This window comes from Sphingomonas sp. 8AM (genome assembly GCF_902506455.1).
Lineage (GTDB): Bacteria > Pseudomonadota > Alphaproteobacteria > Sphingomonadales > Sphingomonadaceae > Sphingomonas.
Map to the genome: position 1 here is coordinate 3,174,147 of NZ_LR733844.1, position 13,823 is coordinate 3,187,969.

The window sequence follows — 13,823 nt, forward strand, 5'->3', positions numbered from 1 at the left end:
GGTGCGGCTCAACGCGCGTGGCTGGGCGCGGCTTGCCGCGCTGTTGGCGGCGCTGATCGTCGCGCTGCTGTTGCACGGAACGTGGCGGCTGTTTCGCCTGCGCTCGCCATGGCCGCGGCGGTTCCTCGGCTGGGTAGCGCGGATCGTCGGCGCGCGGGTGCGCGTCCTCGGCACGCCGCTGTGCCGCGATGCGGTGCTGCTCGCCAACCACGTGACATGGATCGACATCCTCGCGCTGGCCGGCGCGAGCGGCGCGGCGTTCGTCGCCAAGGCGGAATTGCGCGACGCGCCGCTGGTCGGCTGGCTGTGCACGCTCAACAACACGTTGTTCGTCCGCCGTGGCGACCGGATGGGGATTGACGCGCAGGTCGCGGCGCTCCGCGACCAGCTTGCCGGCCCGCAGCCGGTGGCGATCTTCCCCGAGGGCACGACCGGCGACGGCGTGACGCTGGGGCCGTTCAAGGCGGGACTGCTCGCCGCGCTCGCCCCGCCACCTCCGGGCGTGCGCGTCCAGCCGGTACGCATCGATTACGGCGCGGCGACCCCCGACGTGGCGTGGGTTGGTGCTGAGAACGGCGCGGTTCATGCCAAACGCGTCCTCAACCGGCGCGGCACGTTCGTCGCGACGCTGCACTTCCTCACGCCGTTCGTACCCGACGGCGACCGCAAGACAATCGCCGCAGCAGCGCGCGCGCAGATCGAAGCGGCGGCATGAACCTGCGGCTTGTCGTTGCCGCCACGCTCGCGCTCGGCGCCTGCTCACGTGACGACAGCGCCGAGCGGCGCGCGCGGCTCGGACCAAACCCGACCTTCGCGCAGCTCATGCAGGTCGCCGATGCGAACGCCGGGGCACGGCGCTTCGGGCAATGCGCCGCCTGCCACTCGATCGCTGCCGGCGGCGCGGATCGCAACGGGCCGAACCTGCACGGTGTCTATGGCGCGCCGATCGCGCAGAATCGTCCGCGCTTCGGCTACACCGATGCATTGCAGGCGCAACGCGGCGTCTGGGACGACCGGCGGCTTGACGCGTGGCTCGCCGATCCGCGCGGCAACGTGCCGGGAACGACCATGACCTTCGCCGGGGTCAGCGATCCGCTCGCCCGCGCCGACCTGATCGCCTATCTCAAGACGCAACGATGACCGAGACGTGCGTCCGCGCATATGACGTCGCCGGCCGCACCGCCTGTCTCGCGCTGTTCGACGGCAACACGCCGAGATTCTTCGCCGCTGGTGAGCGCCCCGACTTCGCCGCCTTCCTCGATGCGCATCCCGCCAGCTGGGCGTTTCAGGTCGTCGAGCGCGGCGGCGCGATCGGCGCGTGCGGCGGCCACCGCGTCGCCGCCGACGGCGAAACCGCCGGCTTCTGCTGGGGAATGGTCGACCATCGGCAGCATCGCACCGGCCTCGGCAATATCCTCACGCAAGCGCGGCTCGACGCCGCCCGCGCCGCGCCGGGCGTGCGGCAGGTGCGGCTCGACACCAGCCAGCACACGCAAGGCTTCTACGCGCGCTTAGGTTTCGGCGTGGAGCGGGTGGTGCCCGACGGCTATGCTCCGGGGCTGGACCGCGTCGACATGCTGCTGCGCTGGCCAGCCTGACGCATTTCCGCTAAGGCGCGCGCCATGTCCGTGCCTCAGAAGACCCCGCCGAAGACCTTCCACGTCAAGTCGTTCGGCTGCCAGATGAACGTCTATGACGGCGAGCGGATGGCTGAATTGATGGCGGCCGAGGGCATGACCGCCACCGACGACGCCCATGCCGCCGACCTCGTCGTACTCAACACCTGCCACATCCGCGAGAAGGCGACCGAAAAGGTCTATTCGGACATCGGCCGCGTCCGCAAGGTCGCCGCCGCCGCAGGGCGCACGCCGATGATCGCGGTCGCCGGCTGCGTCGCGCAGGCCGAGGGCGAAGAGATCGTCCGCCGCGCCAAGGTCGATGTCGTGGTCGGGCCACAGGCCTATCACAACCTGCCGAAGCTGGTCGCCGATGCGGTGAGCGGCACCGCGGCGCTCGATACCGACATGCCGCTCGCCTCGAAGTTCGCGGCGCTCCCGGCGCGGCGAAAGGTCGCGCCCGGCGCGTTCCTGACCGTGCAGGAAGGCTGCGACAAATTCTGCACCTATTGCGTCGTCCCCTATACGCGCGGCGCGGAGATCAGCCGCCCGTTTGCGGCGATCGTCGACGAGGCCAAGGCGCTGGTCGATGCCGGCGCGCGCGAGATCACGCTGCTCGGGCAGAACGTCAACGCCTGGACCGATGGCGAGGGTCGGGGGCTCCACGACTTGATCCGCGCGCTCGACCGTATCGCGGCGCTCGCGCGGATCCGCTACACGACCAGCCATCCCAACGACATGGCGCAGGGGCTGATCGACGCGCACCGCGATGTCGAGAGCCTCATGCCGTTCCTCCACCTGCCGGTACAGGCCGGCAGCGACCGCGTGCTGCGCGCGATGAACCGCCAGCACACGCGCGACGGCTACCTCCGCCTGCTCGACCGCATCCGCGCTGCGCGTTCCGATATCGCGCTGTCGGGCGATTTCATCGTCGGCTTCCCCGGCGAGACCGAGGCCGACTTTGCCGAGACGCTGAGCCTCGTCGATGCGGTCGGCTATGCGCAGGCCTACAGCTTCAAATATTCGCCGCGTCCCGGCACCCCGGCGGCGACGCTCGGCGAGCAGATCGCCGCGGAGGTGATGGACGAACGCCTGCAACGTTTGCAGGCGGCGCTCAACCGCGATCAGATGGCGTTCAACGCCGCCTCGGTCGGACGCGAGTGTAGCGTGCTGATCGAACGTCGCGGCAAGCGCGACGGGCAATGGCTCGGCAAGTCGCCGTGGCTGCAATCGGTGCATGTCGTCGGCCCGCACGCGATTGGCGACGTCCTCGACGTGACGCTGACGCAGGCCGGGCCGCTGTCGCTGACCGGCGAGGTACGCACGCTGGCGGCGGCGTAGCGACTTCGTCATTGCGAGCGCAGCGAAGCAATCCAGGGCGTCCTGATCTGGCCCTGGATTGCTTCGCTCCGCTCGCAATGACGGTAAAAGCGGATGACGATTCCGCCTTCCCCCCGCGCACATCGCCTGTCACATTCTCCGGCGATGCCATTGTGCCGTCACGCGCTGCACCTATCTCGCCTCTTGCGGCGATCTGCCGCGTGTCGCCCATCGCCACAGGAGCCGCATGAGCCGTAAACCCGTCCCCGCCCAGGCGGGCGAGCGTTCGCGCGTCGAGGTCGTCTTCGACCGCCCGCAATTGCTGAGCCGGCTGTTCGGTCAGTACGACCAGCATCTGGTGGCGCTTGAGAACCGGCTGGGGGTGTATATCACCGCGCGCGGCAACCGGGTCGGGCTGGAGGGCACCGCCGAGCAGGTGGCGCTGGCGCGCGACGTGCTCCACGATCTCTACGCCCGCATCCAGCGCGGCGAGGACGTCGATACCGGCCTCGTCGACGCCTCGATCGCGATGGCGGCTGAGCCGGTGCTCGACGGGATCATCTCGGTCGAACGCAGCCCGGCGCCATCGGTGATGATCCGTACGCGCAAGAAGACGATCGTCCCGCGCACCGCGGCGCAGGCGCATTACATGCGCGAGCTCACCACGCACGACATGATCTTCGCGCTGGGGCCGGCGGGCACCGGCAAGACCTATATCGCGGTCGCGCAGGCGGTGGCGCAGCTGATTTCGGGCAGCGTCCAGCGGCTGATCCTGTCGCGTCCGGCAGTGGAGGCGGGCGAGCGGCTCGGCTTCCTGCCCGGCGACATGAAGGAGAAGGTCGATCCCTATCTCCGCCCGCTCTACGACGCGCTCTACGACTGCCTGCCCGCCGAACAGGTCGAGCGGCGGATTGCCTCGGGCGAGATCGAGATCGCGCCGATCGCCTTCATGCGCGGCCGGACGCTCGGCGACGCGTTCGTGATCCTCGACGAGGCGCAGAACACCACCCCGGCGCAGATGAAGATGTTCCTGACCCGCTTTGGACAGAACAGCCGGATGGTGATCTGCGGCGACCCCAACCAGACCGACTTGCCCGGCGGGGTCGGCGCGAGCGGGCTCGCCGACGCGACGACGCGGCTGGAGGGGGTGGAAGGCATCTCGCTGTGCCGCTTCACCGCCGCCGACGTCGTCCGCCACCCGATCGTCGGGCGGATCGTGGAGGCGTACGAGGGCGTGTCTGGTTGACGCGGCGGGATATCCTTCATAGCTTGTCGGGATATACCGGAGGCTGTCATGGCGTCGCTGTTCATCAAGGATGAAGAGACTAATCTGCTGGCGGAACGGCTGGCCTCGGCGCGCGGACTAACCAAGACCGCGGCAGTGAAGCTGGCCTTGACCCACGAACTCGAGCGCGAGGCTCCCCGCCATCGACGACCGGCCGTCGAAGTGCTTGAAGAGTTCTGGCAGACGCACAAGCTTGGCGAACCGACCGGGCTTGAGGCGGACAAGTCGTTCTACGACAGCCTTAACGACGAAGACGACGATTGACCATTCTGGTCGATGCATCGGCGCTCGTCGCCATGGCGGTCAAGGAAGAGGACGCTCGCGCGCTGGCCGCGCGACTGGATGAGCATGACGATCGCCTCTATTGCCCGACGGGCGAGTGGGAGGCTGTCCTCGCGATCGCGCGCAAACGGACATTGTCACTCGATGAAGCGCGTGGCGAACTCGGTATCCTTATCGAAAGGCTGGAATTGCGTCCCGTCGTGATTGGAGAACGCGAAGCGCTCCTCGCGATCGATGCCGCCACGCGATACGGCAATGGTACGGGACACCCCGCACAGCTCAACATGGGCGATTGCTTCGCCTACGCGTGCGCCAAGGCCCAAGACGCGACCCTGCTCTACAAGGGCAACGACTTCTCCCACACGGACCTCGGCTGATATGATCCACATCGAACTCACCCGCGAAGACCCGTGGCCCGACGCCGATTGGGAAGCCCGCGCGCTCGCCGCCGCACGCGCCGCGATCGCGCGCACGCCATACGGTGACCTCATCACCACCCCCGCGCATGTCGAGATCAGCGTCCGCCTCGCCACCGACGACGAGGTGCAGGGGCTAAACCGCCAGTATCGGCAGAAGGACAGGCCGACTAACGTCCTGTCCTTCCCGATGGTGCAAGCCGACCTGATCGACACCGTCAGCCAGAACAGCGACGACGGCGAATTGCTGCTTGGCGACATCGTCCTCGCGCACGGCGTCTGCGAACGCGAGGCGGCGGAGCGGAACATCACGCCCGCGGATCATTTCACGCATCTGGTGGTGCATGGCTGCCTGCATCTGCTAGGCTATGACCATATGACCGACGACGAGGGCGACGCGATGGAGCAGATCGAGCGCGACGCTTTGGCCGATCTGGGCATCGCCGACCCCTATCTGATTCGCGAGGATTGAACACCACGGCCATGGCCGACGACCGAAGTAGCGCCGCGAACGGCGGCGAGCACCATGAAGGTGGCCTGTGGACCGGGCTGCGCAACATGATCTTCGGCGAGCCGCGCGAGGCGACCTTGCGCGAATTGCTGGAGAAGGCGATCGACCGGTACGAGGAAGATCCCGCGCCCGAGATCAAGGGCGACCTGACGCAGCTGGAGAGGCAGATGGTCCGCAACCTGCTGCATTTCAGCGAGCGCGATGCCGGCGATGTCGGCGTGCCGCGCGCCGACGTGATCGCGGTCGAGGAAGCGACGACCTTCGACCATCTCGTCCATGTCTTCCACGAAGCCGGTGTCAGCCGCCTGCCGGTGTACCGCGGCAATCTCGATCATGTCGTCGGGATGGTGCACCTGAAGGACGTGTTCGCGATCCTCGCCGCCGGGGGCGAGCGCCCGACTGATATCCTGACGCTGATCCGCCAGCCGCTCTATGTGCCGATGAGCCGCGGCACGCTCGACCTGCTCGCCGACATGCGCCAGTCGCGAATCCACCTCGCGATCGTGCTCGACGAATATTCGGGCACAGAAGGTCTCGTGACGATCGAGGACCTGATCGAGGAGATCGTCGGGGAGATCGAGGACGAGCATGACGACGCCCCCGAGGTGCTGCTCGTCCCGCTCGACGGCGGCGCGTGGGACGTCGACGCGCGCGTCGAGCTGGAGGATGTCGGGACCACCGTCGACGCGCGGCTCGCCGAGGCGGAGAGCGACGTCGACACGATCGGCGGGCTGACGGCGGTACTCGCCGGGCATGTGCCCGAGCCGGGGACGTGCATCGACCATCCCAGCGGCTGGCGGATCGAGGTGACGGACGCCGACGAACGCCGCATCAACCGCCTGCGCCTCCACCCGCCGGTGCCGGTGCCCGAAGGGGTCGACGAATAATAGACCGTCACCCCGGACTTGATCCGGGGCCCCGCTTCTTCTTCTCCTTCGCGAACGGCAAAAGCGGGATCCCGGATCAAGTCCGGGATGACGAAGGTCGGGGCACGAACCCGGTGGCGTCCCTCGACCCGCACGCCTACATTCGCCTCATGCGCAAACACGTCCTCGCCGTCATCGGCCTGCTGATCGCCCTCGGCGTCGCGATCTTCCTCTATCTGTCATGGCCCGACGCCGCCCGCCGCGACGTGGCGGCGGTGAGCGGTGCGCGCCCCGACATCACGCCACCGCGCGAACAGGTGCTCCCGACCGTCAAGACCGCCGACCCGATCGGCTGGAAGGCCGGCGAGACGCCGACCGCCGCCGCCGGGCTGAAGACCGCCGCGTTCGCGACCGGGCTCGATCATCCGCGCTGGCTGTACCGCCTGCCCAACGGCGACGTACTGGTCGCCGAGACCAACTCGCCGCCGCGTTCGGGCGGCGGCGTCAAGGGCTGGGTGATGCGCCAGTTGCTCGGCCGGGTCGGCGCGGGCGTACCGTCCGCCAATCGCATCACGCTGCTGCGTGACGCGAACGGCGACGGTGTTGCGGAAGTGAAAACGCCGTTCCTCGGCGGGCTCAACTCCCCGTCGGGCATGGCATTGCTGAACGGCCAGCTCTACATCGGCAACACCGATGCGCTGGTGCGCGTGCCGTATCGCGACGGCGAGACGAAGATCACTGCGCGGCCCGAGACGGTCGTCAGCTATCCCGGCGGCGGCAACCACTGGTCGCGCAACGTGATCGTCGCGGAGGACGGCAAGACGCTCTACGTCTCGGTCGGCTCGGCCACCAACATCGCCGACGTCGGGCTCGACGCCGAGCATGATCGCGCCGCGATCCTGCAGGTCTATCCCGACAGCAAGAAGTATCGCGTCTTCGCCGCCGGCATCCGCAACGCCAACGGCATGGCGCTGGTGCCCGGCACCAACCGGCTGTGGACGGTCGTCAACGAGCGCGACATGCTCGGCTCCGACCTCGTTCCCGATTATCTGACCGCGATCGAACTGGGCGACCATTTCGGCTGGCCCTGGTATTATTGGGGCGGCTATATCGACACGCGCGTCGAGCCCAGGAACCCGCAATTGCAGCAATATGTGAAGCGGCCTGATTATGCGCTGGGCCCGCACGTCGCCGCGCTCGGGCTGACCTTCGCGGCGGACGCGAAGCTCGGTGACCGTTTCGCGCGCGGCGCGTTCATCGGCGAGCACGGCTCGTGGAACCGCAAGCCGCTATCGGGCTACAAGGTTGTCTTCGTCCCCTTCGATTCGAGCGGCTGGCCGGTGAAGGGCGCCAAGCCCGTCGACGTATTGACCGGCTTCCTCAACAAGGACGACGAAGCGCACGGCCGGCCGGTCGGCGTCATCACCGACAAGGCGGGCGCGCTGCTGGTCGCGGACGATGTCGGCAACACGATCTGGCGGGTCAGCGCCGGCGGTTGAGCGTCGCCCCTGCGCAGGCAGGCGCCCATGTCTCTTTCCCGGAACGATGCCGCCCAATGCCTTGGGTCTACATCATGACCGATCCGCCCAGCGGCACGCTCTACACCGGCGTGACGGGGAACCTCGCGGCGCCCGTCCAGCAACACAGCGAGAGTAGGGGCTCCGACTTCTGTCGAGAGCACGGCCTCACGCGGCTGGTGTATGTCGAGCAGCACGACACGATGCTTGAAGCGATTGCGCGCGAAAAGGCGCTCAAGAAGTGGAAGCGTGCGTGGAAGCTGAACCTGATCGGTAAGATGAACCTCGATTGGGAAGACTTGTGGGCCAAGATCAACATGTGACTACCCACCGTCGCCCCTGCGCAGGCAGGGGCCTATGTCTGTCGCATACTGTGTGACAGCGCGGACACACGACCGGCCCGTGTGTCCGTACCCGCCCACAACCACTCGACAGAAATAGGCCCCTGCCTACGCAGGGGCGACGGCACTATTAGGCAAGCGAGTCGGCCAACCCGCGCCGCTCACCCCGCCCCGTAAAGCGCATCCAGCCGCGCGCCATAAACCTCCCGCAACACATGCCGGCGGATCTTCAAACTCGGCGTCAGCTGCTCGTTCTCGATCGCAAACGGTTCGTCCGCCAGAATCCACCGCCGCACCCGCTCGGTCACCGACAGCATCGCATTGGTGCGATCCACCGCCGCCTGCACCGCAGACCGAAACGCCGGATCCTCCGCCAGCACCACACTCGCCTTGCCGTGCGCCGCCGCCCATTCCGCGCTCCACTCGGCATCGGGCACCAGCACCGCCACCATATGCGGCTTGCGGTCGCCCGCGATCATCGCCTGCCCGATCTCGGGCTGGAGCGTCAGCAGCCCCTCGACCTTCTGCGGCGCGACATTCTCGCCCTTGTCGTTGATGATGAGGTCCTTCTTGCGGTCGGTGATGCGGATGCGCCCGGCGGGATCGATCTCGCCGATGTCGCCGGTGTGCAGCCAGCCGTCCTTGAGTACCCGCGCGGTCTCGGCCTCGTTGCGCCAATAGCCGTGCATCACCAGCTCGCCGCGCACCAGGATCTCGCCGTCCGCGGCGATCTTCACCTCGGTCGCGTGGAGCGGCGGGCCGACCGAATCCATCGTCACGCCCACGCCGGGACGGTTGCACGAGATCACCGGCGCCGCCTCGGTCTGGCCATAGCCCTGCAGGAAGGTGACCCCCAGCGACTGGAAGAACACGCCCACTTCCGGGGTGAGCGGCGCGCCGCCCGAGATCATCGCCTTCATCCGCCCGCCGAACTTGCGCGAGATCTTGGGCTTGAACAGCGTATCCACCAGCAGCGCCTTGGGCCGGTCGGTCAGCCGTAGCCGCCCCGCGTCGCGCTTCGCCCCGATATCCAGCGCGGCGGCGAGCAGTTTGGCGGGCACGCCGCCCTGCCGCTCGATCGCCTTGCTGATCCGCGTCCGCAGCACCTCGAACAGCCGCGGCACGACGAACATGATCGTCGGGCGCACCTCCTCGATATTGGCGGCGAGCTTGTCGATCCCCTCGGCATAATAGATCTGCCCGCCCATCCCGATCGGGAAATGCTGTCCGCCGGTATGCTCATAGGCGTGGCTGAGCGGCAGGAACGACAGGAACACCTCGTCGCCCCAGCCGAAATCCTCCGCGACCACCGCCGAGCAACCCGCGACATTGTGCAGGATCGCGCCGTGATGCTGCATCACCCCGCGTGGTGCGCCGCCGGTGCCGCTGGTGTAGATGATGCAGGCCAGATCGCCGCGCGCAAAATCGGCCTGCGCCGCGACGGTCGCGACATCGGCGGGATGCCGCTCGATCAGCGTCCGCCAGTCATGGACATCGATCGCGGTCTGCCCCAGCCGCATCGCGTCGATCCCGATCAGCATCTGCGGGCGGATCGAACGCAGGATCGCGGGCATCAGCGCCTGCGCCAGTTTCGAGGTCGAGACGATCACCGCCTTCGCGCCCGAATTCTCGATGATGTGCGCGTGGTCGCGCTCGGTATTGGTGGTGTAGGTCGGCACGGTCACGCAGCCCGCGGCCATGATCGCCAGATCGGACAGGCACCATTCGGGGCGGTTCTCGCTGACCAGCATCACGCGATCGCCACGCTCCAGCCCGACCGCACGCAACCCCGTCGCCAGCCGCGCGACGGTCTCGGCGGCCTGACGCCAACTGATCGACGCCCATTGGCCGTCACGCTTCTGCCACAGGAACGGCGCATCGCCCTTCGCCGCGGCGCGGGTGAAGAACATCGTCACCAGATTGGGGAATGGTTCCAGCCGACGGATAATGGTGCCGCTCCTCTCCATGACGGGCGTGTCGCCCTTTCCGTTGCGTCATGCCAAGGATTTCAACGCTGCGCCAGCATGGACGCTGTCCTGGCCCGGGGCTATCGCTTGACGCGATGACCGATACGACAAACGCTATCCCGCGCTTCGGCGCCCTCCTGTTCGGCGCGGCCTTGCTGCTGGGAGCGTGCGCCGCGCCGCAGCGTGCCGTCGCACCCCCGGCAGCGGCGACCGCGCCACATGCCGCGCAGATCTTCGTCGTTGCGGCCAATCCGCTCGCCACCGATGCCGGGATGGCGGTGCTGCGCCGTGGCGGCTCGGCGGCCGATGCGGCGGTGGCGGTGCAGGCGATGCTGTCGCTGGTCGAGCCGCAAAGCTCCGGCGTCGGCGGCGGCGCGTTCCTGACGTACTACGACGCCGCCGCGCGACAGGTGCGCGTCTACGACGGTCGCGAGACCGCCCCGGCGGGTGCGACGCCGGACATGTTCCTCGACGATAACGGGCAGCCGCTACCGTTCGCACAGGCGGTGCTCAGCGGGCGTGCGACGGGCGTGCCCGGCGCGGTGAAGATGCTGGCGCTGGTGCAGGCGGAACATGGCAGGCTGCCGTGGAATACCTTGTTCGGCGACGCACGCCGCACCGCCAGGGACGGTTTCGTCGTCTCGCCGCGGCTCGCGCGCTTCCTCGGCGGTAATTATGCCGAGCTGAGTGCGCCAGATGTCCGCGCCTATTTCGCGCGGCCGGGCGGCGGGCTGTTGCGCGCAGGCGACCGGCTCCGCAACCCCGCCTATGCCGCGTTCCTCGCGCGGCTGGCCGACGAAGGCCCCGACGCGCTCTACACCGGCGCGACCGCGCGGCGGATCGTCGCCCGCATCACGCAAGGCCCGCTCGCCGGCACGATGACGCTCGCGGATCTCGCCGCCTATCGCCCGGTTGTGCGCGAGCCGGTCTGCGCGCCGTACCGCGTGCTGCTGGTCTGCGCGCCGCCGCCGCCCGCGAGCGGGGTCGGGCTGCTCGAATTGCTCGGGCTGCTCGAACGCACTGACATCGCGACGCGCGAGCCCGAGGACCCACAGGCATGGTTCCTGTTCGCCGAGGCAAGCCGGCTGATGTACGCCGATCGTGACCGCTATGTCGGCGATCCCGCGTTCGTCGACGTGCCGGTCGCCGGGCTGCTCGCCGCCGACTATCTGGCGAAACGCGCGCAACTCATCGGCACCCGCGCCGGCCCCGCGCCCGCTCCGGGCAATCCCGACGGCGCCCCGGCCGCTGCGGCCGATCGCACGCTGGAGCCGACCGGCACCTCGCACTTCGTTGTCGGCGATGCGCGCGGCAATGTCGTGTCGATCACCACCACCGTCGAATCGATCTTCGGCTCGGGACGGATGGTCGACGGCTTCTTCCTCAACAACCAGATGACCGATTTCTCGTTCAGCCCGCGCGACGCCGCCGGACGCCCCGCCGCCAATGCGGTCGCGGCGGGCAAGCGCCCGCGCTCGTCGATGACGCCGCTGGTGCTGCTCGATGGCGGGCGCCGCTTCGTCGGGGCGCTCGGCTCGGCCGGGGGCAACGCGATCCTCGCGTATGTCGGCAAGGCTGCGATCGCGGCGATCGACTGGAAGCTGCCGATGCAGGAAGCGCTCGGGCTACCCAATCTGATCGCCAAGGGCGACAATTATCAGGGCGAGGCCTCGCGCTTCTCCCCGGCGGTGCGCGACGGGCTGGCGGCGCGCGGGATCGTCGTACGACCGGGGCAGGGCGAGGATTCGGGGCTGCACGGCATCATCCTGCGCGACGGTCGCCTCGACGGCGGCTACGACCCGCGCCGCGAGGGTAAGGTCGCGATCGAGCCGGCGCCCTGATCGTCATTGCGAGCGTAGCGAAGTTATCCAGGGCGTCCTGGTCCGGCTCTGGATTACTTCGCTACGCTCGCAATGAGGGGACCGTCACGCCCCCACCGCCTCCGCGACGCTCGCGAAGCCATCGCGCGCCAGACACGCCGCCAGCTCGGTCACCACCCGCCGCGGCAGCCCCGGCCCTTCATAGACCAGCGCCGAATAGAGCTGCACCAGACTCGCCCCGGACCGGATCCGCGCATAGGCCTCCGCCCCGCTGTCGACACCACCCGCCGCGACCAACGCCACCTGTCCGCCGGTCGCCGCGCGCACCTCCGCCAGCTTCGCCGCCGCCAGCGCGCGGAGCGGCGCACCCGACAGTCCACCCGCCTCGCCCGCATGACCACTGCGCAACGGCGGACGCGAGATCGTCGTGTTGCCGATTACCAGCGCATCGATCCCGCGCGCGATCGCCGCCTTCGCCACGCCATCGATCCCGCCCGTGTCCAGATCCGGTGCGATCTTCAGGAACAACGGCGTCGTCCCGCGCTCCGCCGCGCACGCCGCGAGCAATTCGTCGAGCGCCGCGCCCTCTTGCAGGTCACGCAGGCCCGGTGTGTTCGGCGAGCTGATGTTGATCGTCACATAATCAGCGACCGGTGCCGCTGCGCGCACCCCGGCGACATAATCGGCGACACGGTCGGTGGCGTCCTTGTTCGCGCCGACGTTGATCCCCAGCACCCCGCCGCGCCGGTGCGCGGCCCTGGCGCGCGCGACGCCGTCCGTCAGTCCGCCGTTGTTGAACCCCATGCGGTTGATGACCGCGCGGTCCTCGGTCAGGCGGAACAACCGTGGCCTGGGGTTTCCCGGCTGCGCGCGTGGCGTCAGCGTCCCGATCTCGACCGATCCGAATCCCAGCGCCATCAAGCCGGTGATCGCTCGTGCATCCTTGTCGAGCCCCGCCGCCAGCCCGACCGGGTTGGGGAAGCTCACGCCCGCTACGGTCGTCTCGAGCCGCGGCATCTCGCCCGCCAGTGGCGTGCCGCTGCGTCCCCAGCCGCCGAGCGCACGGATCGCCCAGACATGCGCGGTTTCGGGATCGAGCGTGCGCGCGAGGCGGGAGAGCAGGTCAGCCATGGCATCGCGTTTCGTCCCCGGCGGCGAAGAGATCAAGCGCCGACGAGACCGCAGCCAAATTGTAAATTTTGCTGTGGCTTGCGTCGCATCCATCCAATCTTTGCGGCCGAATCGGAGTCATAACACTCCTGCGACCCGAAGGGCTTCCTCAGGGAAGTCTCTTTCCTGAAGGGCCCGGCAGCAATGTCGGGCCCTTTTTTTGATCTGCACGCAGCGGTTGATTTCGCGCGAACAAACGACCATCTGCCAATCGGAACAATTTAATCCGATTTGAGAGTGGTTCGCAAGTAATGCGCCAGGTGTCATGAGACTTTCCAGCCTGACCGATTATGCGGTGGTGCTGCTTGGCGCCGCCGCGCGGCATTGCGGCGGGATGGCGCGGCAGAATGCGACGTTGCTTGCCGAGGAAACCGGCGTGCCGCTGCCGACCGCGCAGAAGCTGGTCAGCAAGCTCGCGGCGGCCGGGCTGATCGACAGCGCGCGCGGCACCGGCGGCGGCATCCGCCTGTCGCGACCGCCGGCGTCGATCACGCTCGCCGATATCGTCGAGGCGGTCGAAGGACCGATCGCGATGACCTCGTGTGTCGACGCCGCGAACCACGATTGCGCGATCGAAGGAAATTGCCGGGTGAAGCCGCACTGGAGTGCGGTCAACCAGGCGGTGCGCGGGGCGCTGGCGGGGATCACGCTGGCGCAACTCGCCGCAGACGCGCCCGTCGTGGCGCAGCAGCAGATGAAGGTTGAGGCATAA

The 13,823-nt window shown here is 68.4% G+C and carries 15 protein-coding genes; 13 read left to right on the forward strand and 2 right to left on the reverse strand.

Going from position 1 to position 13,823, the window contains the following annotated elements:
* Position 1 precedes the first annotated feature (1 nt).
* The 11 genes from BACI71_RS14995 to BACI71_RS15045 all read left to right on the forward strand — a co-directional run bounded on the left by BACI71_RS14995 (position 2) and on the right by BACI71_RS15045 (position 8,136).
* Positions 2-715, forward strand: a complete 714-nt coding sequence (locus BACI71_RS14995; RefSeq protein WP_159759943.1) for a lysophospholipid acyltransferase family protein — start codon at positions 2-4, stop codon at positions 713-715.
* Positions 712-1,140, forward strand: coding sequence for a c-type cytochrome (locus BACI71_RS15000; RefSeq protein WP_159759945.1), 429 nt, complete (start codon positions 712-714; stop codon positions 1,138-1,140). The genes BACI71_RS14995 and BACI71_RS15000 overlap by 4 nt, the downstream gene beginning before the upstream one ends.
* Entirely contained in the window at positions 1,137-1,598 is a 462-nt protein-coding gene (locus BACI71_RS15005) for a GNAT family N-acetyltransferase (RefSeq protein WP_159759947.1), read from the forward strand. The genes BACI71_RS15000 and BACI71_RS15005 overlap by 4 nt, the downstream gene beginning before the upstream one ends.
* Before the next feature lie 24 nt (positions 1,599-1,622).
* Positions 1,623-2,957 (forward strand): tRNA (N6-isopentenyl adenosine(37)-C2)-methylthiotransferase MiaB, encoded by a 1,335-nt coding sequence (miaB, locus tag BACI71_RS15010; RefSeq protein ID WP_159759949.1) that lies wholly within the window; start codon positions 1,623-1,625, stop codon positions 2,955-2,957.
* 226 nt (positions 2,958-3,183) lie between these two features.
* Positions 3,184-4,182, forward strand: a complete 999-nt coding sequence (locus tag BACI71_RS15015) for a PhoH family protein (protein WP_159759951.1) — start codon at positions 3,184-3,186, stop codon at positions 4,180-4,182.
* Positions 4,183-4,230: 48 nt separating this feature from the next.
* Positions 4,231-4,485, forward strand: a complete 255-nt coding sequence (locus tag BACI71_RS15020) for a type II toxin-antitoxin system VapB family antitoxin (RefSeq protein WP_159759953.1) — start codon at positions 4,231-4,233, stop codon at positions 4,483-4,485.
* Positions 4,482-4,880, forward strand: coding sequence for a type II toxin-antitoxin system VapC family toxin (locus BACI71_RS15025; protein WP_159759955.1), 399 nt, complete (start codon positions 4,482-4,484; stop codon positions 4,878-4,880). The genes BACI71_RS15020 and BACI71_RS15025 overlap by 4 nt, the downstream gene beginning before the upstream one ends.
* 1 nt (position 4,881) lies before the next feature.
* Complete coding sequence (gene ybeY / locus BACI71_RS15030; RefSeq protein ID WP_159759957.1) at positions 4,882-5,391, forward strand: rRNA maturation RNase YbeY; 510 nt, start codon at positions 4,882-4,884, stop codon at positions 5,389-5,391.
* Between the two features lie 11 nt (positions 5,392-5,402).
* Positions 5,403-6,317: a hemolysin family protein gene (locus BACI71_RS15035; protein WP_159759959.1), complete on the forward strand. Its 915-nt coding sequence runs from the start codon at positions 5,403-5,405 to the stop codon at positions 6,315-6,317.
* Positions 6,318-6,466: 149 nt separating this feature from the next.
* Positions 6,467-7,795: a PQQ-dependent sugar dehydrogenase gene (locus BACI71_RS15040; protein ID WP_159759961.1), complete on the forward strand. Its 1,329-nt coding sequence runs from the start codon at positions 6,467-6,469 to the stop codon at positions 7,793-7,795.
* Positions 7,796-7,851: 56 nt separating this feature from the next.
* A complete protein-coding gene (locus BACI71_RS15045) occupies positions 7,852-8,136 on the forward strand; it encodes a GIY-YIG nuclease family protein (RefSeq protein ID WP_159759963.1) in 285 nt (94 codons plus the stop codon).
* 179 nt (positions 8,137-8,315) lie between these two features.
* Here the strand turns inward: BACI71_RS15045 and BACI71_RS15050 are convergent, their stop codons facing one another.
* Entirely contained in the window at positions 8,316-10,100 is a 1,785-nt protein-coding gene (locus BACI71_RS15050) for an AMP-dependent synthetase/ligase (RefSeq protein WP_159761253.1), read from the reverse strand.
* 116 nt (positions 10,101-10,216) lie between these two features.
* Between BACI71_RS15050 and ggt the strand changes: the two genes are divergently transcribed.
* A complete protein-coding gene (gene ggt, locus BACI71_RS15055; protein WP_159759965.1) occupies positions 10,217-11,962 on the forward strand; it encodes a gamma-glutamyltransferase in 1,746 nt (581 codons plus the stop codon).
* Positions 11,963-12,046: 84 nt separating this feature from the next.
* On the opposite strand, the gene BACI71_RS15060 is transcribed toward ggt, so the two are convergent.
* A complete protein-coding gene (locus BACI71_RS15060; RefSeq protein ID WP_159759967.1) occupies positions 12,047-13,072 on the reverse strand; it encodes a quinone-dependent dihydroorotate dehydrogenase in 1,026 nt (341 codons plus the stop codon).
* A 304-nt stretch (positions 13,073-13,376) separates the two neighbouring features.
* Between BACI71_RS15060 and BACI71_RS15065 the strand changes: the two genes are divergently transcribed.
* Positions 13,377-13,823 (forward strand): SUF system Fe-S cluster assembly regulator, encoded by a 447-nt coding sequence (locus BACI71_RS15065; RefSeq protein ID WP_159759969.1) that lies wholly within the window; start codon positions 13,377-13,379, stop codon positions 13,821-13,823.